Here is a 23,852-nt window from a genome sequence, read left to right on the forward strand (position 1 = left end):
CAGTGCTCGAAGCGTCTGCACATCGGTCTGGTGGGAGTATGGTTTGCCGCTCCCATCCGAAGGACTCATTTCCTTTTGCGAGAGCACCATCACGGCCGGCCGCCGCCATCGCGGCGGATTCAGCGAATCGAGGCATCTACGGATTGCGCGCGGCAGCCCGCGGTGTTTCCCTTGTGGCGGGATGCCCGGTGCGGGAACCGGCGTCCGACGACATGCAGGGATGAATGGAGTACGGTAAATGGATCCGATAACTGCTGCGCTCGATACGTGCCGCTTCGCGGAAATCGAGGCGGGTCACGCACAATCAAGCAGCCCGTGGGCGGTACGTATGCCCGGCGACGTATGGCCGGTCACGCTGTATGTCTTTACCGGTGCGACGTGCAGCCTGTTCATGACGCAGTCGGGACAGCGGAATGCGTTGCACGACAAAAGCGTGTGCCTGATCCTTCGCGCACGGGAACACATCGTTCAGGACGCGCTATTCACCCGCCCCAACCAGCCCGTCGATCTGCGCAATCCCGCCAATGTCGATCGCTTCCAGACGATTGCGTTCGGCGAGTCGCCGGACAAGGGCGTGACGTCGACATTTTTCATCGGCATGGCGCCAGCAAAAGGCGTGAGCCCCTCGCTATTCGATGCGTTGCCCGACGTGTTGCTGTTGAACTTCGACGAGTTGCCGGTGTGGCTGTGTCGCGCGACTGACGCCATTCGAGACGAACTGACGTGGCAGCGCCCGGGATTCCGGTCGGTGGCAACGCGTCAGGCCGAACTGATCGTGATCGATGTCATTCGGCACTACATCGCATCGCATACGCGTCAGTTGCCGGCGTGGATATCGCTGCCGGACCATTCCCGGGTGGCGACGGCCTTACGTGAGTTTCATCGCGACATTTCCCGGCCCTGGACACTGGAGATGCTTGCAACCGTGGCCGGGACATCGCGTTCGCGGTTGATCGCTGCAGCGCAACACGAGTTGGGCGAAGGCATCTTCAGCTATGTCACGCGCTTTCGCATGCAGGAAGCCTCGCGGCTCCTGATGGCCACCTCGCTTTCGGTCGGCAAGATCGCGTGGCAGGTGGGGTACCAGTCCGAAGCGGCATTCTCGATCGCATTCAAGCGATACAGCGGAGTACAACCCCGTCAGTTTCGCGGTGGCGCGACCCCGCCGTTCTGATAAGGTTGCCGCTTTCGGGGCCGATGGACACCACAAGAAGTCGCGTAGCCACAAAAAATGGTTGTCCAGTTTTCGGTTGTGATGCGATCGACGGGAAACCCATACTTTCCTCCCGCTCAACCGAGAAACGCATCATGACTTTTTCCCAGCTCCATCAACAAGCCGAACCGCTGTTGCTCGCCAACGTCTGGGATGCCGCCAGCGCCCGTGCCGCGGAAACGGCCGGCTACGCGGCAATCGGGACGTCCAGCGCCGCCATTGCCGACTCACTGGGCTACGCCGATGGCGAGGGGGTCCGTTTTGACGAACTGAAGGCGTTGGTTGCCCGCGTCCGTTTGGTTTCCAGCCTGCCGCTGTCCGTTGACGTCGAAGCCGGCTATGGCGCGACGTCCGAGGCTGTCGTCGCCAACCTGCGTGAACTGGCTGCGCTGGGCGTCGTCGGTGTCAACCTGGAGGACAGCGTGGTGCGCGGCAGCCAGCGTACGTTGGTCGACGTCGAGCCCTTTGCGCGGCGCCTGCGCGATATTCGTGCGGGTTTGCAGGCTGCCTGCGTCGACCTGTTCATCAACGTGCGCACCGACACCTGTCTGCTGAATGTCGACCGTGCGCGGGAGGAAACCATCGCACGCGGCCGACGCTATGCCGAAAGCGGGGCGGACGGCCTCTTCGTGCCCGGATTGACCGACGAAGCGGATATCGCTGCAATCGTGGGCGGCGTCCCGCTCCCGCTGAATGTCATGTGCATGCCGGCCCTGCCGTCGTTCGGGCGCCTGGCCGCACTGGGCGTCAAGCGCATCAGCATGGGCAATTTCCTGCACCAGCGGGCGCACCACGTACTGCAGCAGCTTTTCGGTGACGTACGCGCCGAACAATCCTTCGATCCGGTGTTCTGCCATGCTGGTCACTGACATCCGGCAAATCGACGCTTACTACCGCGCATTGGTCGAGCGCGCGGCGGATCACGTCGGCATCTTCTATGTCGGGGTGAAAACGACGGGCGTGTTCTGCATCGCGACCTGTCGGGCACGCAAACCCAAACGCGAGAACGTGGTGTTCTACACGGACCTCCGGGAGACGCTCAATGCGGGCTTTCGGCCCTGCAAGGTCTGCCGGCCGACCGAGAACGCGCATGCGGCGCCACCGGAAGTGGCCGAGGCCATTGACTGGGTGCGCGCCCATCCGAAGGAACGCCTGAGCGACGCGCGCCTCAGGCAGCGCGGGCTCGGCCCGGAGCGAATCCGCCGCTGGTTCCAGCAGCACTACGGGATGAGTTTCCAGGCGTTCCAGCGTTCCTTGCGGATCAATACGGCACTGGAGGAACTGAAGGCTGGCCGTCGCACCATCGACGTCGCGCTCGACAGCGGCTACGACTCGCTCAGCGGCTTCGGCTACACCTGCAGGAAACTGACGGGGCGTGCGCCGACCGAGGCCGCGAACGTCATCCTCATCCACCGCTTTACCACGCCCCTGGGGCCGATGTTCGTGTGCGCCACCGAGCGGGGCGTCTGTCTGCTCGAATTCGTCGATCGGCGGATGCTGGAAACCGAGTTCAAGGATCTTCAACGACTCCTGCGGGCACGCATCCTGACGGGAGAAAACGCGCACACACGCCAGGCCGAGCGCGAGATCGGCGAGTACTTCACCGGTACGCGCAAGCAGTTCGATCTGACGCTGGACACGCCCGGCAGCCCATTCCAGCAATCGGTATGGCAGGCGTTGCAGGCCATTCCGTTTGGCAGCACGGCCAGTTATGGCGAGCAGGCGGAGAAACTTGGTAGCCCCCGGTCGGTTCGCGCAGTGGCCGGCGCCAATGGCGCCAATCGAGTGGCGATCGTCGTCCCCTGTCATCGGGTCATGGGGAAGGACGGGGCGCTCACCGGTTATGGCGGCGGACTGGCGCGGAAGCAATGGCTTCTGGAGCATGAGAAGCGTCATGCATAGCGGGCGTCGGGAGGAGGCACAACCCATCAAGGAGAACGTGGCGGATCGCTACCCGTCGTATCCGGATCCCGAGGCATACTGGGTCTCGGTTATTTTGTGAGCGGCATCGTGGTGGCGATGCAGATCTCGCTGCGTCAACCGGACGACGCCCGTCGACAGTCAGGTACACGACCACAATGGACCACGATATTCAGAACATGCTCCGCCGCTATCGCGAGCGAGATGTCGACCTGCCTCAGTTGCGCGTGTGGCTTGACGGCGAAAGAACGCGTGTGGGCGCACAAATCCCGCGCGGTGAATGGCTGAAGCTCATGCGAGGGAGTGAAGCGCAAAGCAACGGTGCGATCGCGCGCTTGCTGCCGGCCTGCATGCACTGTCTCGGTGTCGGCGAGCCCAAAGCATTCGAATCACGTCATGAGTATCGGCAATACGCCGATCGTCGCGACTCGGCCGTCGCAAACGGCGTCCTCACCAACATTCCTCAGCCTCAGTTCTCTTCCGAAGGACCCGATTCGGCAGGTTCGGTCATGTACTGTCGCTGCACCGGCTGTCGCTCGATCTGGGCATTCGTCGAGCCGGAGAAAGCGGAACACGGAGCATGGAAGCGAATCATCTAGGCGCGGTATCCCAAACATCTCCATCCAGGCGCCGTCGCAGACGTGTATGCTAGCTGCCAGCCAGGCGCCGGGCCTCCGTCGTTTCAGCACGCCTGCACAGGTCGCCATTCAGCATTCAAGGAATGAAAGGCTGATACCCATGCTCACAGTGCAAAGAAGCCGATACTTCGCGGACATCACAGGTTTGATTGTTCTCGTGATCCTTGTGGCGATCCTGTCGGTTTTCGTCCCGTCTTCCGACATCCCTCGACCGCTGTGGATTCCAATCTACGCCGCGTGGGCTGTGTATGCGATTTATATCTGGCGCAAGGTTGAACCGGAAACGAAGCCCTGGCTCTTGATCGGATTGTATTCGGCAGGTGGTGCGGCTGTATGGTACGCCGTGATGCGGGCGATCAGTCGCTGGATTTTTGGGGCCGCCGAGCCCGAGCTTTCCAAAGGCTTCGACCTGTTCGTCGCATTGATGTGTTCCCCCGGCCTGACGTTTGTCGCGATCGCCGGCTGGGCGCGTTCGCTTGTATGGCGCAAGCCAAGTTGAGGCCGTCGAAGCCATACTCGGCGTCGTACTCCACCAGCAAGCAGTGACCGAAAATGCACACAGCTGACGTCGGGCGTCTCGTGATGAAACAGGTGAGAACGGCCTTCTCCGAACGCATGAGGCCGGCGTCGGTCGTTCCGGCCGTCTCATCCCACACGAACGACTACGACGACGCGTTGCACTTCTCAAACCTGCTCTGGGATGAGACTACTGCTCACGACTGGACACAATACTCCGACGCCATTTATCGATTGACGCCAGAAGCATTCTGCTACTTTCTACCCGGGATCATCCGTGTTTCGGTCGAAGACAATCAGGTTGCACTGACGGTCATCGAGAGCTTGATGGGGTCGCTGGACAGATCGCCGGTTGCGCAATACTGGGATGACTATTTTCTGCAGCGCTGGCCCAAGCTGACAGACATCGAGTGCGATGCCGTGATCGCGTGGATCGTGTGGCTCGACGGACATCCGCTGTCGCCATTCTCGCAAGACACGATTCTTCGAGCATGCGAAACCCTGGAACTGGTGAAGAAGCACCGGGCGGTGTAGCCGCTGCATGACGGCCATTGCTCGCAAGGGCGACCTGACGGATCACGGCGGTGACGTGCCGGAGGGCTTCTCGGGCGCCGGCCTTCGTGGCAGACCGGCCGCCAGTCTCGTCCAAAGGGCCGCTGCATATCAACGGGCGTATCGATTGACGACCGCCCCCCAACCCTCATCCGCCGCGGCTGTCGTAGCGACAACCGGGAGCGCGAGCATCACCTCCCGTGCGACACGGGGCGCGAGTTCGCCCTGATGTTGTCATCCATCGTTTCAATCCCGTTCAAAGCGGCATTGCCCGGCCCTCGCCCCACGATTGCCGTTACACCGACAACCCGCCCGAAACCTCGATCGCCGTACCGTTCACGAAGCTGGCTTCTTCCGACGCGAGGAACGCGTAAACACTCGCGATCTCGCTCGGCGCGCCAAGCCGCCGCTGCCAGCATGCATCCCGAAAGCCGTCGAGCACCTTGTCCGGCATCGTTTTGAGGATGTCCGTCTCGATGAAGCCCGGGCATACCGCATTGACGCGAATGCCTTTGGGGCCGAGTTCCCGGGCCCACGTCTTGGTGAAGCCGATCACGCCGAATTTGCTGGCCGCATAGTTCGTCTGGCCGAAATTCCCGTAGATGCCGACGACGCTCGACGCGTTGAGAATCACGCCGCGCTTCTGCTCGAGCATCGTGTCGACGACCGCCTGCGTGCAGTTGAACACGCCCTTCAGGTTGACGTCGATGACCTTGTCGAACTGCGCCTCGCTCATGTTCACGAGCCGCGCATCCTGCGTAATGCCCGCGTTGTTGACGAGAATGTCGATCCGGCCGAACTGCGCCTTCACGCTCGCGATCACCGCGTCGATACCGGCCCTGTCGGTCACGTCGAGCATATGCGCGACCGCCGAATGGCCGCGCTCGTTCAGGTGCCGCGCCTCGTGTTGCACCGCGTCTCCGGAGCGGTCGCACAACACGACGATCGCCCCTTCGCTCGCGAACATCCGGGCCGTTGCCTGCCCGATCCCCGCCGCAGCGCCCGTGATGATCGCAACCTTGTCCTTGAGTTTCATGTCCTTTGCCTCGTTACCCGAAAGAATCGCGTCGCGCGATCGCCGACCGCCGGCCAACCGCACGACGCCCCGTAGCGCCTATGCCGACGCCGTATCCGCCGCACCGAGCGTGGTCATCCCGCTGATCACGTCGACGTGATCCTTCGGCACCAGGCCGGAATGCACCGTCGTCCAGCAGCTCGGGCAGAAGTGCTCGCGGAACACGATCTCCGCATCGACGTAATACGACGGATCGACACGCACGTTCGAGCTGCCTGACACCGGATCGGAATCGCGGCACGCCAGCGACAGCTGCTTGTCGTGATCGCTCAGTTGATGCCCGCAGTGCCGGCAGACCACAACCGATCCGCCCGATACGGTCGCAAGGCCGAGGTTGTCGTCGATCGCGCGCGCCTTCTCCGGATCGAAACGGCCCGTGAGCAGCTTCGGCGCCGCCTCCGCATATTTCCGGCGCTCGCCGAGAATCGCCGCGCGCCGGTGCTCCGTTCTCCCGGCGTCGACGTGACCCGCCGCGTCGACGATCACGCCGTAGACGAGCTCGGCCGCGCCGCCACCGATCTTGCCGTTGCGCAGGTCGGTCGCGACCGCCTGCACATCGCGGCGAATCGGATCGCCGTAGCCGCCGCCACCCTGGCAATGCAGATACAGGACGTCGCCTTGCTTGAGTTCACCTGCCGCCATGCACTGTGCAGTCGTCAGCTCGCCGCCAAGCGCGAACAGGTCGGTCGGCACCTCACCCTTTGCAAACATCGCGTCGAGCGGCACGTCGCGCACCACGACGTTGTGCCCCGTATTGCCCGGATGGCCGCCCGCGAGCCCCTGGTTTTGCGCAGTCGCCATCCCCGAGCTCGAGAGCACCATCGCCATCGGCAGCGACGAGCCATACGGCGTGATCGCGACGGACGCGCTGACGCCGCCGCGATGCCGGCCCGGGCCGCCCGAGTCCGGCTCCTCGCGACGCCAGAGTACGACCAGCGGATACAGCAACTCGGTCATTTCGACGTCCGGCAGCTTGCCCATCGGAATACAAAAGAGCCCGCCCGTGTCGATGCCGTCGGCAGCGGGACGCGCGCCGTAGCCGCCGGCCATCGACTCCATCACGACATCGACGAACGGCGCGTGGTGCTTGCCGCGCTGATCGACGCCGGCGAGTACCGCCGTGTTCCAGGTGCCGCAGCAGGTCGCCTGCACGTTCGCCTTCATGTCGACCGTGCAGTCGAGCATCTGCGACAGGCACTGCGCGGCCAGGTTGCCGATCGCCCATGCCGTCGCGATCGGCGCCTTGTTGATCGCGGCCGGGAATGTCGCGTTGTTCATTGTCCCTTCGGGCGTGACGATGTCGAAGCAACGCATCAGGCCGCCGGCCGCCCACGGAATATTGCCGGCGAGCGTCGGCAGCAGCGCCAGCATCACGCCGCCACGCGACCCCGCATACGTGCAGTTGATGACGCCCGCCTGCGGCGCGGTGCCGGTGAAATCGAAAGTCAGGTGATCGTCGCGCTTCGTCATCGACAGCGTCAGCTTGTGCGGACGACGGTCGCCCGCCTCGGACTGATCCATGTAGCTCGTCGCCTGCCACGTCCCGTCCGGCGCATTGCGAAGCTTGTCGCGCAGGCGTCGCTCTGCGTCGTTCATCATCCGCTTCATCACCGCCTTGACCGTGTCGGGGCCGTACTGCTCGATCAGCGCGAGAATGCGCTTGCGCCCGACCAGGTTCGCACCGATCTTCGCGCGCAGATCGAGGCCGATGAGTTGCGGCACGCGCGAGCGGCGTACCCACATGTCGGCCACGTCGCGTTGCAGCTCGAAATTCCGGACGATCTTGATCGGCGGCGTCGGCAGCGACTCCGAAAACACGTCCGGCGCGGCGATCGGCATCGACCCGGGCGCCACCCCGCCGAGATCCGGCTCATGGCAAATCGCGCTCGTCCAGCCGAACAGCTCGCCGTCATGGAAGATCGGCGAAAAAACCAGCACGTCGCTCTGGTGCAAACCGCCGCCGATCCACGGATCGTTGCACAGGAACATGTCGCCGTCCTGGATGCCTGGATTGTCGGCACGGTTCTGCAGCGTCCAGTAGATCGCGAGATCGATCGCGCCGGCCAGCATCGTGTTGTAGAGGCCGATCTGCACCTCCTGTCCCGCTTCGTCGTTGATCGTGAAGTCGTAGTCGTTCGCTTCCGACACGACCGGACTGCCCGACATGCGCTTCAGCGTCTCGCCCATCTCGTCGGTGATCGACCAGAGGCGATGGCGGATCACCTCGTAAGTCAGCGGATGCAGCGCGTCGATGACGTCGTCCGACACGGTGTGCGCCTTCAGCGACGGCGGCAGCGACCGCAGCAGAACTTCGGGGGCAACGGGTCGGCTGACGAAAATTTCGGAACCCGGAATCGTGGATTGCATGACAGTTCTCCTATTCGCGGGTCACGCCGCGTTCATCTTGATCGACAGGTTGCCCAGGTGGTCGATGACGCCCCGCATCCCGTTCGGGACCACGACCGTCGTCGTCGGCACCTGGATCACGGCCGGGCCCTCCACCACATGCCCGGCACGCAGCAGCGTGTAGTCGTAGGCCGGGGTATCGACGAATCCGTCGTGTGCATCGAGGCAGATCGGGCGGCGTTCGATCACCGCATGCTCGACCGGCGTGCCGTTCGCGGCTTCGATTTCCGGGAGTTCCGGCGAGATCGGCAGGATGCCTTCGCCACGAACCCGGTAGGTCAGTACCTGGATGCCTGCATCGCGGAAGCCGGAACCGGCACCGAAGAGCTGTGCGTAGCGTTCCTCGAACTTGTCGACGGCATCCTGCAGCGATTCGACGGTGATCGGGCCCGACGCCAGCGGCGTCGACACCTCGCCCATCTGCATCCCGTAGCGCATGTCGATCTCGCGATAGAGCTTCGTTTCGACGAACTTGATGCCCTGTCGCTCGAGCACCGCGCTGACCTCTTCCTCCAGCCGCTTGAAGTTCTCGGTTACGCGCACCGGATCGATCGGTGCGACCGCGGGATCGGACAGCTCGCGAATCACGTTGACCTGCGACGCCGCCAGCCCGAACGCGGAAAACGCCGATGCAACCGGACCGAGCGGCACCAGCACTTCGCTCGCGCCGACCGCGAACGTGTACGCCGCGCAGTGGGCCGGCCCCGCGCCGCCGAACGCGTAGACGACGAAATCGCGCGGATCATGGCCGGCCTCCACCGCGATCTTGCGGAGCAGGTCGCCCGTCTGCGCGTTCTGCACCGCGTAGATCGCTGCGGCCGCGTCCTCGACGCTCAGCCCGAGCGGTTCCGCGATCCGTCGCCGGATCGCATCGCGCGCCAGTTCGATCGACAGCGGGCGCTTGCCGCCAAGCAGCCCACGCGACGGCAGAATGCCCAGCACGAGGTTCGCGTCGGTGATGGTCGGCTCCATGCCGCCGGCGCCGTAGCAGGCCGGCCCTGGCGCGGCCTGGGCGCTCAGCGGGCCGACCCGCAGATTGCCGCCTGCATCGATCCACGCGATCGCACCGCCGCCGGAACCGATCGCCTCGACGCGCAGCGTCGGTACGTTGACGGGCGACTGATTGATGATGGTCTGCGCCGCGCGCACCGGCTCGCCATCGACGATCAGGCCCGCGAGGAACGTCGTGCCGCCCACGTCCGTTGCCATCACGTTGCGATGGCCGAGCTGGCCCGCGAGCTGCATCGCGCCGACCACGCCGCCGGTCAGCACCGAGCCGACCGTCGTGATCGCGGTGGCCGGTGCTTCGGCCGCCGTGATCGCGCCGCCCGAACTCTGCATCACGAGCAGCGGCCCGGCGAGCCCTTCGCCGCGCAGGCCCGCTTCGAGGTTCGTCAGGTAGTCGCGCAGGCCCGGGCCGATCTGTGTGCTCATGATCGTCGTCGCATGGCGCGCATATTCGCGGATCCGCGGGCTTACGTCCGACGACAATGCCACGTAGATATCCGGCACCTCTGCGTGGATGATCTCGCGCACGCGCTGCTCGTGCGACGGATTCCGGAACGACCAGAGCAGCGACACGGCGATTGCCGACACCCCCTGCGCCACGCAATCGCGCACCGCGTCGCGAACTTCCGCATCGTCGAGGTCGACGAGTACGTTCCCCTCGCGATCCATCCGCTGCGTCACTTCCTTGATCAGACGCTTCGCGACGAGCGGTGCGGGCTTGGCGTGGCCGAGCACGTTCTGCAACTCCATCGACGAGCGGCCGAGGTAGCGCCCCTCGACGTTCATGATCGCGATCGAGTCGCCGTGCCCGCGCGTCGTGATGAATCCGACGGGCGGCACCTTGCCCATCACGAGCGCATTCAGGGACGACGTCGTGCCGTGTGCAATGTGATCGGTGTTCTGCAGGAACTCGGCGCGCGACATCGAGAATTGCTCGGCCAGCAGACCCAGCACGTTGAAGACACCGGCCGAATAGTCGGGCGGCGTGGAAGGCGTCTTGGCCGACACGATGACGCCGCGATCGTCGACCGCCACACCATCGGTGAAGGTTCCGCCTACATCGACTCCTACTACGAATCCCATTTCATGTCTCCTATGAATGTCGTATTCCGGCTTTCGGTCTCGTCCGTCCGAATTCCGTCGGCAGCGGGACCGGCATCCGGTTGGGGGCTAAAACCTGTGAATCGCGCCGAGGCGGAACGCGACCTGCTTGTTCGTTGCCGACGGATTGAATCCCGCGATCGACGCGACGGCCGGCTGCCCGAGCGAGTCCGTTCCCGATACGCGCTGGCCCGCCGCGAGCACATAAAGATCGGTTGCCTTGGACAGGCTGTAGTCGACCGCCGCATTCATCTGCAGATACCGGGCGCCGTCGTCGCCCTTGACCGAGCTCCGCGTGGTGTAGTCGAAACCCAGTGCAAACTGCAGCGTCGGCGTAGCGCGGTAGCGTGCATTCAGGTCGACGCTCGTGAACATTGCCAGCCCTGAATAGCCGAGCGGATTCGGGCCGGACGACGAGCCAAGCCCGCCGAAGCGTGTGTTGGTTGCGCTCACCGAGACCACCGAACCGGCGTACGACCAGGACATGCCCGCGCCCGCGATCTGGAGCGTCTTGGCCGACGCATAGCCGGCGAACACCGGATACGCCTGCGGCGTCGTGGCCGAACCGGGCGAGCCGATGTTGTTCGCGACGGCACTTCCCTTGTTCGGGGTGTTCCCATAGAACGATACGTTCGGATCGCGCGCGTTCAGGTACCCGAGTCCGAACGCGAATGCGGTTCCCGTGTATCCGCCCGCGATCGACCAGATCTGATTCTGTCCGGTGTGTCCGGCGACACCTCCCAGGCTGACCATCGCGGCCATCGCGAATCCGTGGTAGGTCGCGGAGGTGAACTTCACCGCGTTGTTGATCCGGTTCGTGTTCGACAAATTGTCGACGTCGTCCGCATGCGAGCCCATGTATCCCGCCCATGTTCCCGCTGCCGCATACGGCTGCACGAAGTTGACCAGCGGATCGTACTGGCGGCCCAACGTGAGCGTGCCAAGATCACTGGCCAGCCCGACATACGACTGCCGGCCGAATTCGGCGCCGCCTTGCGCGAGCGATCCCGTGTTCGCCATGAATCCGTTCTCCAGTACGAAGGTCGCCTTCAGCCCGCCGCCCAGATCTTCCAGACCGCGCAATCCCCAGCGGCTCCCGGATACGCCGGTTGCATGCCCGTCGGTCAGTGCGAACTGCGAGGCTCCGGTCGGCTTGCCCGCCGCGCGTCCGGTCTGCGCGGAATTCACGTACGTGATGCCCTCGTCGATCAGGCCGTAGAGCGTCAGCGAGCTTTGCGCATGTACCGCCGAGGTCATCGCCAACGACGCGAAGGCCGGCAATCTCCATTTCGTCTGCATGAAAAGTCTCCAGATATTTTTATAGGTGATGATTGACGCAACGCTCACCGGTCGACCGGATAGACGTACTCGCCGAGCGTCAACACCAGCGCGGCACATATCGCGCATGCCGCGCCGGCCCCTGCATACGCAATCGCGTACGTATGAAAGTGGTCGAATACCCAGCCGAACGCGATCGGTCCGGCCACGCCGCCCAGTGCGAAGAACAGGAACAGGACGCCGTACAGGAAACTGAAATGCTCGACGCCGAAGTAGCGGCGGACGAAGAACGGCACGAAATCGCCTTCCGCCCCGATCACGAACGCGAATGCGAAGGCGCCGGCCGAAACCATCGGCAGTTGCGAACCGGGGCTCCCCGCGATCAACGCGAGACCGGCGCCACCGAGCAGGAACTGAACTGCGGCGACGTGGCGCGCGGAGAGGACGTCGATCAGCAGTCCGGTCACCGCGCGACCGACCATCACGCCGATGCCGATCAACGCGGCGATCTTCGTCGCCTGCGCGGGGGCCATGCCACGATCGGTCAATGACGGAACCATGTGGACGATGGCGCCGAGGCCCGCGCATGAAACAACGAAGAACACCGCGCTCAGCATCGCGAATCGCCACGTCCGCATCGCATGCCACGCGCGCTGGCCGGCGCGTGACGCATTGGCCGCAGACGGCGACACCTTCGCGCACACCCGGTTCGTACGGCCACCGCTCGGCAACAACAGGTAGGCCGCGAGCCCGCCGACGAGCACGACGTGCGACAGATGCCGATAGCCCGATTGCCAGCCACCGTCGTCGATCCACTGCTGCGCCAGCAACGGCATCAGCGCGTTGCCGATTCCGAGGCCGATCATCGCGATGCCCATTGCCAGCCCGAGCCGCTTGTCGAAATGCGCAGGCAACGCGCTCAGATAGCCGGTCGGGGTCGTGCCCACTGCCATGAACCCGAGCAGCAGCGTCAGGCCGCCGAACAACACGATGTTGCTGGGCGACACGGAGAGCGCGAACAACCCGAGCGAGAACAGCACCGACGACGTCATCACGACCCGCCGGACGCCGTAGCGTGCGATCAGGTGCCCGGTGACGGGTGCGCCGATGGCCAGGCCAAGCTGCGCCAGGCCCGCGATCGCGGAGGTCCCGGCGCGTGTCCACCCGAATGCCTGCGCGATCGGCTTGAGGAAGATCGACAACGTACTGAAGTACGTGGCCGAGAATCCCACGAGCATCCCCACGGCGCAGCCGAACACGATGCGCGCGCTCCGGACGGAGCCGGCCAGCGTCGCGTCCGGTGCCAGCTCAACGGTTGTGTTGTTTTCCACGAGTCTGTCTCCAATATCTTTATCGCTACGCGCGTTCATCCCGCCCGATCAACACACCTCGAACAACGCGGCGGCCCCCATTCCGCCACCGACACACATCGCAACCACGACATGCTTCACGCGCCGGCGCCGTCCTTCGAGCAACGCATGTCCAACCAGCCGCGAACCCGTCATCCCGTACGGATGCCCGATCGCGATCGCCCCGCCGTTGACGTTGTAGCGGTCCGGATCGATACCGAGCCGGTCTCGGCAATAGAGCACCTGGCACGCGAATGCCTCGTTCAGCTCCCACAGGCCGACATCGTCGATCGTCAGGCCATGCTGCTTGAGCAGCTTCGGAATCGCGTAGACCGGACCAATGCCCATCTCTTCCGGCGCGGTCCCGGCCACGGCCATCCCTCTGTAGATGCCCAGCGGGGCGAGCCCTGCACGTTCGGCCGAGCGCGCATCCATCAGTACGCACGCGCTTGCACCGTCGGAGAGCTGGCTCGCGTTGCCAGCCGTCACCGTGCCGCCGGCGAGCACCGCCTTCAGCGACTCAAGCCCCTGCAATGTCGTGTCCGGACGGTTTCCTTCGTCTTTCGAGAGCGTGATCTCGCGCACGTCGATCGCGCCGGTCTGCTTGTCCGTCACCCGCGTCGAGACCGTGATCGGCACGATTTCGTCGTCGTACAGGCCGTCGCGCTGTGCAGCCGCCGTTCTCTGCTGCGATGCCAGCGCATACGCGTCCTGCTGCTCGCGCGTGATGCCGTAGCGTGTCGACACGCATTCCGCGGTCTCGAGCATCGGCATATAGGCGTGCTCGGCGTGGCGCAGCACCTCGGCGTCCTTCTCCGCGTACACCCAGTCGTAGTACCGATCCTGGATCGCGGAGATGTTTTCCTGCCCGCCGGCCACGACGACGTCCATGCCGTCCACGACGATCTGCTTCGCGCCGGTCGCGATCGCCATCAGGCCCGACGCGCACTGGCGATCGATCGATTGCGCGGCGACGGTATGCGGAAGCCCGGCCGCAAACGACGCGTTCCGCGCGATATTCGAACCTGCCGTGCCCGCCGCCAGTACCGTGCCGACAATGACGTCCTCGATGCGCCCCGGCTCGACGCCGGCACGCGCCACCGCATGACGAATCGCATGCCCCATGAGACTCGGCGACTTCGTCGCGTTGAACGCCCCGCGATAGGCTCGACCGATGGGCGTCCTGGCCGTCGAGACGATGACTGCTTCTCTCATTGCATCCACTCCAATAAATAGGATTCCGTACTATATGACGGACTATTTCCAGATGATTCGAACGCGATTCGTCTATCGATAGGCGCCACTCAGCAGGGCGCCGGCATTCGGCACGACCGGTTCGAGCCCCAGGTGATCGAGCATCCGTCGCGTCGTGCAGATGGCGGTGGACGTCACCGGAACGCCAAGGGCATCCTCGACGAGCTGGATCGACGGCAGCGACTGCATCTGGACACAGGCCGACAGCACGACGACGTCGGCATTCGCGATGTTCAGCTTCTTCACGTCGTCGACCAGGCGTGCCGGATCGCGCCGTCCGACCTCGAGGTTGTCCGGAATCTCGAACGCGAGCGAATCGATGACTTCGATGCCCTCGTTTTCGACATATTCGACGACCCGATCGCACAGCGGGCGCATATACGGCGCCAGCAACGAGATCTTCTTTGCCCCCATGATCTTCAGCCCTTCCACCAACGCACCGGCCGACGTCATCACGGGCGAGTTGCAGTGATTCTCCCGGGCCACCGCCGTCAGTTCGCGCTCGACTTCGCGGTGGTAACCGTTGCCCATCGCCATGATCGCGACCAGACAGGCCGTGCTCATCACGTCGACCCGCGCATCGGCCAGTTCCGCCGCGCACCGCAGTCCTTCGCGGTTCATCGCCTCGAGTTCCTCGCGCGTCACCTTGTGCATCCGCATCCGGCTGCTGTGAAACGTGAAGCGTTCCGGGCGAATGCTTTCGCGCGCGCGCAGCATCGCGGGAATTTCGGTCTCCATCGTCGTATTCGAACTCGGCACGATCTGGCCGATTCGGTAGGTTCTTGCAGTCATGCTGGCTCCTTGGAGGTCAGATACGGTTCGAGCGCCGCCCGCAATGTGGGTGGGATCTCGATGCTCTCTCGAACGCCCTCGCGGATGGCAATCGGCGTGAACCGGCCTTCGAACGCGAGGCGCCCGTCCGGGAGAAAGGCGCGTGCAATCAGATCGAACGTACGCGTGCGGATCTCGCCCACTTCGACACGGATATCGACGACGTCTTCGGGGTAGAGCGACGCGTGAAACGTCAGGCTCATGTGCTTGCACGGCAAGCCGACCCCGCTCTCGCGCCCTGCTCGCCCGACGGCGCCGTAACCGATATGTCGATAGAAATGCATGACGGCGCCCAGGAGGTAGTCGGTAAAGCGGCCGGTGAACACGACGCCGGCCGGATCGCAGTCGGACCAGCGCGCGATGCGCCGCACCGTGAACGGCAGATCGGCCACCACGATTTCGGAGCTTTCGTTCACAGGACCCCCGCGCTGCCTGCGAGCCGTTGCACGAGTTCGGGAAACTCGCTGCGCAGGCGCGCATCGTCGATCCGCCCGGTTCGCGTCATGAACTGGTAGACGAATTCCTCGGGCGTGTAGTTGTCCATCCACGTCGCGACGTCCTCGTACCACATGTACGAACGTTCGGACGCATCGATCAGCTTGTTCTTCTGCGGCTTGTGATCCTGCTCGAACGCAGCGAGCCCGCGTGCCGCGTCGCCGTCGCAATCGAGCAGCGCCCGTGCCAGCGCGATCGCGTCCGTCATCGCGATGCGCGTGCCCGAGCCGATCGAGAAATGCGCGCTTGCGAGTGCGTCACCAATCAGCACGTGGCGGCCGTTTACCCACTTTTCGTTACGGATGACCGGGAACTGCCGCCACACGGATTTGTTCGAGATCAGCGGAAGGCCGCCGAGCTCGGGCGCGAAAATCTCCTCGAACAGGTGCTGGCGATCGTCGTCGGTCAACTCGTCGAGGTTGAGACGGTTCCACGTTGCGTCGTCGCACTCCGCGACGAACGTGCTCATGTTGTCGCTATATGCGTAGTAGTGCGCAACAAAATGGCCACCATTGAAATTGCGGAAGACGAGTGCCGGCGCCTCGAACACGCGCTTCGTGCCATACCACGCAAAGTGGTTGCTCAGCGATCGCTGCGTGGTACCGAAGGCGTCCGGATACTGCCGGCGCACCACGGAGTTGATGCCATCCGCGCCCACCACGACATCCGCATCGTCGAGGCCGAACGACGCGAGATCGAGGGTCGTCTCGATCCGGCGGCCGAAATGAATCCGAACGCCAGCCGCCTCCGCTTCGCGCTGAAGGACCTGCAGCAACGCGAGGCGCGGGATGGCGCCGCCCTTCACGTTCAGCTTGATCTCGATCGGCTCCTCGCGCTGGACGATGACCTGTCGATCGTTGTAGCGCATCGCGTCGCACAGTGCGGTGTAGGAACGCTCGTCGGCCTCCTGCAACTGCAGCATGCCGGTATCCGCGAGCACAACGCCGAACCCGAACGTGGCGTCGGCGACGTTCTGTTCGATCACGTCGACCTGCCAGTCAGGCGCCTTGCGCTTGAGCAGGAGCCCCAGATACAGCCCGGACGGGCCGCCCCCCACGATCGCGATTTTCATTGCTCCCCCCGCGGCGTGATTTCAAGCGTATAGCGGTCGAAGGTCTTGACGTTGCCGTCGAATCCCCCCGTCAGCGACGCGTTCCAGAGTGCCGGCACGAAACCCAGTGCCTTGCGGTCGAAGACGATCGCGTCGGGCGAGCAGATCTTCCAGTAGCCGTTGGTCGGACCGTCGACGTGGTAGCGCGGGTTGCTCTTGCTCGATTCGACGAGCGGTTCGAATTCGGGCACATCGAGCACATAGAGCACCGCTTCCGAGCCGTCGTTCTCGCCGTTCGATTCACCGATCCCGTGCGCCTTGTCGCGCCAGACCTGGTCGATCGACTTGAATTCGCCGGTGCCTGCGAACATCGCGTCCTCGGCCTTCATCGCTGCGTCGAGCGTTCGTTTCGCATCGTCCGCATCGAGCAGGTTCATCGGACGTTGCTGCAGCGTGATCTCGAGGTAGTACCCGTTCGGATCGCTGAAATAGATCGACTCGATCAGTTCGTGGCGAATCTGGTAGATCAGCGGAATGCCATTTGCCTCGAGCCGGTCGCGCCACGCGATCAATTCCTCGTACGTGTCCACTGCCCACGCAGTATGCGTCGCCTCGAAACGATAGTCGGCAACGGCGCGCGTGTAATCCGGCTGCTCCGTGTCGATGTAGTAGAAGAACGCGATGGTGCTCCCCTTGCCGCTTTCGAAGAAAAAGTGGAGGAAGTCCGGATGGTTCGCCGGCCCCCAGCCGCGCGCCGAAATCGCATGAACGAGCGGCAGCCCGAGCTTGTCTCGGTAGAACTCGACGGTTTCCCGAAGTTTCCAGGTAGGCCGGGCGGTATGGTGCACGCCCTTCAGCACCGGTTGCGTGGAATTCACTGTGTTCTCCAGTAATGGGTCAATCAGATTCACGAGCTTTTTTCGGAACCGACGACTTGTCGCGCGACCATTTCGCGCAGCGACTGACGGCTGAGCTTGCCCGATGCGGTCAACGGAAACGAGTCGACCACCTCGATGCGCTCCGGCCACTTGAATTTCGCGAGGCCGTACTCTTTCAGAAAGGCACCAAGTTCCGGGAGGCTGGGCGCGGCATGCCCGTCACGCAGGATGAGCACGGCACACAGCCGTTCGTCGAATACCGGATCGGGATACGGCACCGCGACGACCTGCGCGATCGACGGATGTCCGGCAACGGCCATCTCCACCTCTTCGCAGTTGATCTTTTCGCCGCCACGGCTCACGAGGTCCTTGAAACGGCCGCGGAACACGAAGTAGGTCTTGCCGTCGATCTCACGCGCCTCCATCAGATCACCCGAGCGGTAATAGCCATCGCTCGTGAAGGTTTCCTTGTTGCGCTCTTCGGCCCGGAAATAGCCGTGGATCGTGTAAGGCCCCTTGAACGCCGGTTCGCCGATTTCACCGGCGCGAACCGGCTCTTCCGTGCCGGGGCCGAGGAGACGGATACGGTCCCACGCGCTGACAGGGCGGCCATTGGTCGTATCGAGCGCCTCCTGCGAATCGTCCGGGTGCGTGAACATGATCACGCCCTCGGTGATGCCGAAGATGTGAAACACGGGCACGCCGAGCAGCGCGCGCAGCTTCGGCGCGCTGTTTGCCGCGATGACACCGCGCGCATTCGACAGATCGATGCGCCCGGACTGAATGGCCGTCTCGATCCGTGCGATGATCGGCCCGCCGAGCATCAGCCAGGTCGGTCGCGTCGTCTCGATCAACGAGATCAACGTCTCCGGTGCCAGATCCGGCGGCACGGTCACCGTGCCGCCCGTCATCAGGAACGGTCCGAAGCAGCACCCCATGTTCAGGTTGTGCACCATCGGCTGCGGCATGAACAGCACGTCGCTCGGCTGGAAACCGAGCCATTCCGCGACCGCGCGCATGTTGTAGAGATATTCGTTGTTGAAGCGCGGAATGATCTTCGGCACGCCCGTCGTGCCGCCGGAAAGCTGGAATACGGCCACCTGGAACGGATCAAGCCGGACTTCCGCCAGCCGCGCCGCGGCCGCTTCATCGTCGATCAATTCGATCAGATGCTCGAGATGGAGCACGCCGTCACGCGGCTCGCCGCGTGCCTGCAGGATCAGTTTCATCGTCGGCGCGCGAGACTGGATGTCTCGTGCAAACGCGATATCGTCGAACTTCGGATCGTCACCCTGGACGAAATGAATCTTCGCTTCAGCCAGGTTCGCGAGATATCCGATCTCGTGCTCCCGGTGCGCCGCCAACGTACAGATCGGGATCAGGCCAGCCTTCACGCAGGCGAGGAACATCACGACGAGCTGGGCGCTGTTCCCGAGCTGGAATACCACACGGTCAAGCGGTTCGAGGCCTTGCGCCAGCAGCGCCGCGCCGAGCCTGTTCGACTTCGAGTCGAGTTCGGCGTAAGTCATGCTCAATGCCGGCCCGACGAGCGCCAGGTTGTCGGGATGGCGTGCCGCCGCCGCACGAAACCCGTCCGCGAGTGTTTCGAATCCGAGCACGCCTTCCGCAACATAGCGGTCAAGATCGGCCTGATCCGGATACACAACGCCCGGAATCGGGTTGAGCACGTGCGCCGCACGGGCGGCCGACGTCGGTGCGGCAGCGGCATCGACTGGCGAGGCACCCGCTTCATGAGGATTACGTACCGAGTCCATCCTTACCGTCTCCATGGTTTTGTAATGTCTTGTCAGAACTTCGCGTTGAGCCAGGCCTGCAGATGCTGGCCTGCCAGCACCTGACCGGAAACCTCGCCATCGTCCAGCGGCAATCCGTGGTGATTGCCGCGTACACGGTGACGCGCCTTGTCGGCAGTCGCGAATGACGCGAACATGGCATCGATGTCACCCGGGAACGCGCTGTTGTCACCCGTGTATTCGATCAACAAGGTCGGCTGCACGATCGACGACGCGCACTTGGCAAACGATGCGTTCGACGACAGGCCGGACCAGGTCGACAGCCACGATTCCGGCGTCACCAGCCGGCCAAAGCCCACGCTTCCCAGGTTGGACACCGACGGGTCGGCGCCCCATAGCGAGCCGACCAGGCGTTCGGACGGATCGAGCGACGTGTCCCAGCAGCGCAGATCGGCGTCGGTTCGCCACACCGTCAGGATCGGGCCATGACTCGCGAGTTGCTTGTCGGTACGCGTGGGCGCCTCTTTCAGTCGCGCGCGCGCCGATTGCCTGCGCTCGACCAGTTCCCGAGCGCGCTGGTCGAGCCGGGCAACGCGCTCGCGTTGCGCACGACGGTAACGCTCGATGAATTCAGGCGCATAGCTGGATGATTCCGGTGGACGGCGAAAGCCGTTTGCCGCGCTGAACGGATCGAGCTCCGCAGCACTCGAGAACGGGTCGCTCTCGTCCGTGACCGACGGATCCAGTGCATTCATCAGCAACACGCCTTGTCCCGGGTGAGGCGAGACGAACGCGATGCCGTCCGCGACCGGCATGACCGCGGTGTCGAGGCCCGTCGGGCGACCCGCCGGCGTGCGGCGGATCCGCTCCTCGGCAGGGAGCCGCGATTGCTGGTTGTAGAACGCGAACAGCCCGGCGCCGCCCGAATTCCCTGCCAGCACGATCGTCTCGAACCCCAGTTCGCGAAGCTGACGCATGCCCGCTGCGACATCGTGCAGCGCAATCTCGTGTTCAAGGCGCAGGTCGCTGCCGATCGAACGCGGCGCCTGCACCCAGCAGGCCCATCCGGCATCCAGCGCTTCAGGCACCAGATAGTGCGTCATCACGAATTCGCGGGGGTGCATGATGAATACGACCTTCCGTACGGGCGCTCGTGAGAAGAGCACGCCCAGCGTCGCCTGCCCATCCTGCGTCGTCAACGGGAAGGGTGTCGTGGTGTAGGGAACCTGCATGCGGGCAGGCGTCCACGACGCCCCCCGCAACCCGGCGGTCACGGCGACTCTTCCGTTCGAACCCTGCTGTTTCATGAGTGCTCCGTCTTCCCGTCTCGTTGATCCGACATTATTTGAGACAGTCTCAATTTAAGATTAATTGAGACCGCCTCAAATGCGCATGAGCAAAGAATAGTGCTAGAGTTGAGACGGTGTCAATTTAAAGCGTGCAGCCTCGACGCTATCGTTTACCCTGCTCTATGAAATCAACCAAAATCGCGCCAGAAGAAGCCGTTCCGTCCACACCCCGGCGCTCCGGCAGACGCCCGAAAAGCGACACGCCGGGTTCCGGGCTGTCGCGCGACGCCGTCATCCGCAGTGCGGTCGAACTCGCGCAGAAGGAATCGATCTTCGACGTGTCGATGGTTCGCGTGGCTCGCGAGATGGGCGTTGCGCCGGGACTCGTTCACTACTACGTCGGCAGCAAGGACGACTTGCTCAGTGCCGTGCTGAACACGGCTTTCCGCGAGCGGGTGCTGGCACTTCCGGCCGTGACGGGAGACTGGCGCGTCGATCTGGAAGGGGTGTGCCGATCGTCGCTGGACGTCCTCGCACGCTGGCCAGGCATCGCGAACTATATCGCGACGCAAAACCGGTTCAGGCTGTTTCAGCGCGTCCAGCCGGGCGAGACGGATTACGGCCTTGCCTACTTCGATCATCTCGGGCGCATTCTCGAGCACGCCGGTTTTACACCTGCGCAAGCGGCACTCGCGTACGACTTGACGATGATGTTCGTGACGAGCATCAGCGTCGAATTCGCCAACCGGCAGGCGCCTGGCGAGCACAAGGAATTCATCGTCCGCCACGTCTCCCAGTTCGACCGCGAAGCCATTCCGGGTGCGGCCTTCCTCGTCGAGCCTTTCGCGAATATCGACAGCGAGAAACGGCTCGGCGCCGGCCTGCAGCTCATGCTCGACGGATTCGAGACGTGGCTGTCGAAACCGGCGGTCGATTCCCCGGCGCCCCGCAAGGCGCGTCGGTAACGACGAGACCCCGGGCCGATCGACGCGGCCCCGGTGTCTGCTCCCGCACCGTCGATCGAGGCCGGGAGTCGACGCGGCGTGTCAGAACTTGTGCGTATAGCCGATCGTGTATCCCTGATAACTTGCCCGGATGTTCGTACCCTGGCTCGGCCCTGTGCCGATGATCGTCGTCGGGATGTCGTACTCGAAAGCGGCAGTCACCAGGTTGTTCTTGTCGATTGCGTAGGTCGCGCCGAGCGTTACCGCTCGCGAACTGATGCCCGGGCCATACATGTTCGCGATCGTATGGTCGGAGTCCACGTTGTTGTTGGCGAAGCTATATCCGGCCCGCACGGTCCATTTCGGGTTGATATCGTAGGAGACGCCGATACGGCCGACGTTCTGGCTTCGATATCCCCATGTGCCCGTGCTGTTGTAGCCCGCGGCACCCGCCCATTCGATCCGGAGATAGTCCATCGCCAGCGTCAGCCCCGGAAGCGGCCGGATCGCCACGCCGGCGCCGTATCGCGCCGGGCTGTCGATATGCCCTCGGCTGGAGGCCAGCACATCGTCCTTGTAGCCCTGCAACGACGTAAACCACGTCTTCGTGAAATAGGATGCGCCGACTGACACCATCGGTACGGGTGTCCAGAGCACGCCGACACCTGCACCGATACCCAGTGCATTGGCATTGCCGTGACTGGGCACGGGTTGCAGCGCGCCGTCTGCGCCGGGCGCGACGATGCCGTTCAGGCGCAACTGCTCGACACCCAGCACCAGCGACGCACCGATCGACAGGTCGGACCGCGGCTTGTACGTAATCGTCGGGCTGGTATTGACGATGACGAGACTCGCTTTCGCATCGCCGGCGCCGGGAACCGGCAGGACGGGCCGGCCATAGTTCGACGCTGCCCCCGCGCCCGTCATGGCCACGCCGAACGTCCACTGCGGCGCAATCTGATAGTTGAAGCCGAAGCCCGGCGACACGACGATCTTGCGGGAAAACAGGTGATTGTCCGGCGAACCAAACGTCGAGTTCGCGGAAACCGGCAGCGCCACCATGTAGAAATCGACTCGCGAGCCCAGTTCCGCGAGCCCCGCAGGGTTGTCCACCGCCGACGCGACATCCTGCGGGAACGCAATCGCGGCTCCGCCCATGCCTGACGACGACGCGCCATTCCCGGTGAAATAGGTGCCGTCGGTCGCAAACGCGCTGGTTGCCGCAGCAAGTGCGGTAGCGGACAACGCCAGACCTACATTCCGTCGTGCAAGACTGCTCATCCTTGTCTCCATGCCTCGATAGGCTTCTGTTGTGGTTCGATCAAATAGAACGCACTACTAAATTGATGACCCATTGCGCAGCCCCGGGCCCGTCTCGATGTCATGCCTCCGCGGATCATGGACGCGACGAACCTCACGCCGTCACGATCAGGTCGCTCACCGTTGACTTCGAATTTGACTGGGTATCAATTTTCTGGAAATGTAGCAGAATTGATAGGGGTGTCAAATACTATCGAGGTCGGCACAAACCCTGACGTCGTGATGGATCAGTACCGGGAATCGACGTCGCCCGACCGCCAACCACCCGGTGCGCTCATGGCACGTTGTCCCGGGTGACTCGCCCTCTGGCGCACCGAAGCTCGTATGGCGCCGCATTCAAGCGAGGCTGAACCGATCACGCGACCTGATGCGGTACTTCGCTTCAGCTCAGGGCCTCGGCCGAAGGAAGACGAAATGGGCTGGGGTTCGGAAATCCTGACATGCACGCCGGCTGCCCCGTGGTTGTGCCACTTCCGGCAGCCGGCAAGGGAATCCAGACATGGGAGGACAAAATTTTTGCGGATGGCGTCATGGCGGACATCTGTCGAATGCCTGATTCGCAATATTAACGAGTCTGTTCCAGCGATATTCCGGAGGGATAGACAGGAGCAAACCCACTGCTCCGCAAGACACTTCACGCGGTTGAACCCCATTAAAAGCAACAAAACCGCGCTCAATCCCTATGCAATTAAAATCCCCATATAAATTATATAGATATAATAAAATCCATATAACAAACCACCCCGCCCCACCCCCTTCCTTTAATAAACATCTCTATAATTCAGCAAGCGAAAATACGACATCGAGGGCCACAAGATGAGCGGCGCGGCAAATCCACCTTTCCGTTTTTCCTTACAGGATTATTCACCTGCCGACCGGCTCGACGCATGGCAGACACAGTATTCGACTGCAGCGTTTTCTTTAACCACCCCGATTGACCCGATCATTGACTACCAATTTATCGGATACACGCTTGGCAA

20 protein-coding genes are annotated in these 23,852 nt (G+C 63.4%); 7 read left to right on the forward strand and 13 right to left on the reverse strand.

What is annotated here, in order from left to right:
* Positions 1–238 precede the first annotated feature (238 nt).
* The 6 genes from JYJ84_RS02495 (at position 239) to JYJ84_RS02520 (ending at position 4,821) form a co-directional block, all read left to right on the forward strand.
* Entirely contained in the window at positions 239–1,174 is a 936-nt protein-coding gene (locus tag JYJ84_RS02495; protein WP_122948445.1) for an AraC family transcriptional regulator, read from the forward strand.
* 134 nt (positions 1,175–1,308) lie between these two features.
* Positions 1,309–2,082, forward strand: a complete 774-nt coding sequence (locus JYJ84_RS02500) for an isocitrate lyase/phosphoenolpyruvate mutase family protein (RefSeq protein ID WP_122948444.1) — start codon at positions 1,309–1,311, stop codon at positions 2,080–2,082.
* Positions 2,069–3,115 carry a bifunctional transcriptional activator/DNA repair enzyme AdaA gene (locus JYJ84_RS02505; RefSeq protein WP_122948443.1) on the forward strand — a complete coding sequence of 349 codons (1,047 nt, stop codon included), beginning with the start codon at positions 2,069–2,071 and terminating at the stop codon, positions 3,113–3,115. The genes JYJ84_RS02500 and JYJ84_RS02505 overlap by 14 nt, the downstream gene beginning before the upstream one ends.
* A 176-nt stretch (positions 3,116–3,291) precedes the next feature.
* Positions 3,292–3,732: a hypothetical protein gene (locus JYJ84_RS02510; protein WP_122948442.1), complete on the forward strand. Its 441-nt coding sequence runs from the start codon at positions 3,292–3,294 to the stop codon at positions 3,730–3,732.
* 46 nt (positions 3,733–3,778) lie between these two features.
* A complete protein-coding gene (locus JYJ84_RS02515; RefSeq protein ID WP_164462768.1) occupies positions 3,779–4,270 on the forward strand; it encodes a hypothetical protein in 492 nt (163 codons plus the stop codon).
* Between the two features lie 83 nt (positions 4,271–4,353).
* A complete protein-coding gene (locus JYJ84_RS02520) occupies positions 4,354–4,821 on the forward strand; it encodes a hypothetical protein (RefSeq protein ID WP_164462767.1) in 468 nt (155 codons plus the stop codon).
* A 313-nt stretch (positions 4,822–5,134) separates the two neighbouring features.
* On the opposite strand, the gene fabG is transcribed toward JYJ84_RS02520, so the two are convergent.
* The 12 genes from fabG to JYJ84_RS02580 form a co-directional block, all read right to left on the reverse strand.
* Positions 5,135–5,875: a 3-oxoacyl-ACP reductase FabG gene (gene fabG / locus JYJ84_RS02525; protein WP_122948439.1), complete on the reverse strand. Its 741-nt coding sequence runs from the start codon at positions 5,873–5,875 to the stop codon at positions 5,135–5,137.
* Between the two features lie 78 nt (positions 5,876–5,953).
* On the reverse strand, positions 5,954–8,281 hold the full coding sequence (locus tag JYJ84_RS02530) for a hydantoinase B/oxoprolinase family protein (RefSeq protein WP_122948438.1): 2,328 nt from the start codon (positions 8,279–8,281) through the stop codon (positions 5,954–5,956).
* Between the two features lie 21 nt (positions 8,282–8,302).
* Positions 8,303–10,411: a hydantoinase/oxoprolinase family protein gene (locus tag JYJ84_RS02535; protein ID WP_175222114.1), complete on the reverse strand. Its 2,109-nt coding sequence runs from the start codon at positions 10,409–10,411 to the stop codon at positions 8,303–8,305.
* 87 nt (positions 10,412–10,498) lie between these two features.
* A complete protein-coding gene (locus tag JYJ84_RS02540; protein WP_236027200.1) occupies positions 10,499–11,728 on the reverse strand; it encodes a porin in 1,230 nt (409 codons plus the stop codon).
* A gap of 44 nt (positions 11,729–11,772) precedes the next feature.
* Entirely contained in the window at positions 11,773–13,038 is a 1,266-nt protein-coding gene (locus JYJ84_RS02545) for an MFS transporter (RefSeq protein WP_164462766.1), read from the reverse strand.
* Positions 13,039–13,086: 48 nt separating this feature from the next.
* Positions 13,087–14,271 carry an acetyl-CoA C-acyltransferase gene (locus JYJ84_RS02550; RefSeq protein ID WP_175222113.1) on the reverse strand — a complete coding sequence of 395 codons (1,185 nt, stop codon included), beginning with the start codon at positions 14,269–14,271 and terminating at the stop codon, positions 13,087–13,089.
* Between the two features lie 72 nt (positions 14,272–14,343).
* Entirely contained in the window at positions 14,344–15,102 is a 759-nt protein-coding gene (locus JYJ84_RS02555) for an Asp/Glu racemase (protein WP_275890700.1), read from the reverse strand.
* Positions 15,099–15,536 (reverse strand): thioesterase family protein, encoded by a 438-nt coding sequence (locus JYJ84_RS02560; protein ID WP_240201824.1) that lies wholly within the window; start codon positions 15,534–15,536, stop codon positions 15,099–15,101. The genes JYJ84_RS02555 and JYJ84_RS02560 overlap by 4 nt, the downstream gene beginning before the upstream one ends.
* Positions 15,537–15,553: 17 nt before the next feature.
* Positions 15,554–16,708, reverse strand: a complete 1,155-nt coding sequence (locus JYJ84_RS02565; protein WP_175222111.1) for an FAD-dependent monooxygenase — start codon at positions 16,706–16,708, stop codon at positions 15,554–15,556.
* On the reverse strand, positions 16,705–17,565 hold the full coding sequence (locus JYJ84_RS02570) for a VOC family protein (protein WP_175222110.1): 861 nt from the start codon (positions 17,563–17,565) through the stop codon (positions 16,705–16,707). Before JYJ84_RS02570 ends, JYJ84_RS02565 begins: the two co-directional genes overlap by 4 nt.
* Positions 17,566–17,594: 29 nt before the next feature.
* On the reverse strand, positions 17,595–19,340 hold the full coding sequence (locus JYJ84_RS02575) for an AMP-binding protein (protein ID WP_175222109.1): 1,746 nt from the start codon (positions 19,338–19,340) through the stop codon (positions 17,595–17,597).
* Positions 19,341–19,372: 32 nt separating this feature from the next.
* Positions 19,373–20,626, reverse strand: a complete 1,254-nt coding sequence (locus tag JYJ84_RS02580; RefSeq protein ID WP_175222108.1) for an alpha/beta hydrolase — start codon at positions 20,624–20,626, stop codon at positions 19,373–19,375.
* Positions 20,627–20,757: 131 nt separating this feature from the next.
* Between JYJ84_RS02580 and JYJ84_RS02585 the strand changes: the two genes are divergently transcribed.
* Entirely contained in the window at positions 20,758–21,573 is an 816-nt protein-coding gene (locus tag JYJ84_RS02585) for a TetR/AcrR family transcriptional regulator (RefSeq protein WP_174956588.1), read from the forward strand.
* Positions 21,574–21,654: 81 nt separating this feature from the next.
* On the opposite strand, the gene JYJ84_RS02590 is transcribed toward JYJ84_RS02585, so the two are convergent.
* On the reverse strand, positions 21,655–22,833 hold the full coding sequence (locus JYJ84_RS02590) for an OmpP1/FadL family transporter (RefSeq protein WP_175222107.1): 1,179 nt from the start codon (positions 22,831–22,833) through the stop codon (positions 21,655–21,657).
* Between the last annotated feature and the right edge of the window lie 1,019 nt (positions 22,834–23,852).

The sequence above is a fragment of the Burkholderia sp. LMG 13014 genome, assembly GCF_905232215.1.
Taxonomy (GTDB): Bacteria; Pseudomonadota; Gammaproteobacteria; order Burkholderiales; family Burkholderiaceae; genus Burkholderia.

What these genes read in the sequence shown, in the direction of transcription:
- JYJ84_RS02495 (WP_122948445.1), top strand. Translation starts at nt 239, where the DNA reads ATGGATCCGATAACTGCTGCGCTCGATACGTGCCGCTTCGCGGAAATC.
- JYJ84_RS02500 (WP_122948444.1), top strand. Translation starts at nt 1,309, where the DNA reads ATGACTTTTTCCCAGCTCCATCAACAAGCCGAACCGCTGTTGCTCGCC.
- JYJ84_RS02505 (WP_122948443.1), top strand. Translation starts at nt 2,069, where the DNA reads ATGCTGGTCACTGACATCCGGCAAATCGACGCTTACTACCGCGCATTG.
- JYJ84_RS02510 (WP_122948442.1), top strand. Translation starts at nt 3,292, where the DNA reads ATGGACCACGATATTCAGAACATGCTCCGCCGCTATCGCGAGCGAGAT.
- JYJ84_RS02515 (WP_164462768.1), top strand. Translation starts at nt 3,779, where the DNA reads ATGCTAGCTGCCAGCCAGGCGCCGGGCCTCCGTCGTTTCAGCACGCCT.
- JYJ84_RS02520 (WP_164462767.1), top strand. Translation starts at nt 4,354, where the DNA reads ATGAAACAGGTGAGAACGGCCTTCTCCGAACGCATGAGGCCGGCGTCG.
- fabG (WP_122948439.1), bottom strand. Translation starts at nt 5,875, where the DNA reads ATGAAACTCAAGGACAAGGTTGCGATCATCACGGGCGCTGCGGCGGGG.
- JYJ84_RS02530 (WP_122948438.1), bottom strand. Translation starts at nt 8,281, where the DNA reads ATGCAATCCACGATTCCGGGTTCCGAAATTTTCGTCAGCCGACCCGTT.
- JYJ84_RS02535 (WP_175222114.1), bottom strand. Translation starts at nt 10,411, where the DNA reads ATGGGATTCGTAGTAGGAGTCGATGTAGGCGGAACCTTCACCGATGGT.
- JYJ84_RS02540 (WP_236027200.1), bottom strand. Translation starts at nt 11,728, where the DNA reads ATGCAGACGAAATGGAGATTGCCGGCCTTCGCGTCGTTGGCGATGACC.
- JYJ84_RS02550 (WP_175222113.1), bottom strand. Translation starts at nt 14,271, where the DNA reads ATGAGAGAAGCAGTCATCGTCTCGACGGCCAGGACGCCCATCGGTCGA.
- JYJ84_RS02555 (WP_275890700.1), bottom strand. Translation starts at nt 15,102, where the DNA reads ATGACTGCAAGAACCTACCGAATCGGCCAGATCGTGCCGAGTTCGAAT.
- JYJ84_RS02565 (WP_175222111.1), bottom strand. Translation starts at nt 16,708, where the DNA reads ATGAAAATCGCGATCGTGGGGGGCGGCCCGTCCGGGCTGTATCTGGGG.
- JYJ84_RS02575 (WP_175222109.1), bottom strand. Translation starts at nt 19,340, where the DNA reads ATGGACTCGGTACGTAATCCTCATGAAGCGGGTGCCTCGCCAGTCGAT.
- JYJ84_RS02580 (WP_175222108.1), bottom strand. Translation starts at nt 20,626, where the DNA reads ATGAAACAGCAGGGTTCGAACGGAAGAGTCGCCGTGACCGCCGGGTTG.
- JYJ84_RS02590 (WP_175222107.1), bottom strand. Translation starts at nt 22,833, where the DNA reads ATGAGCAGTCTTGCACGACGGAATGTAGGTCTGGCGTTGTCCGCTACC.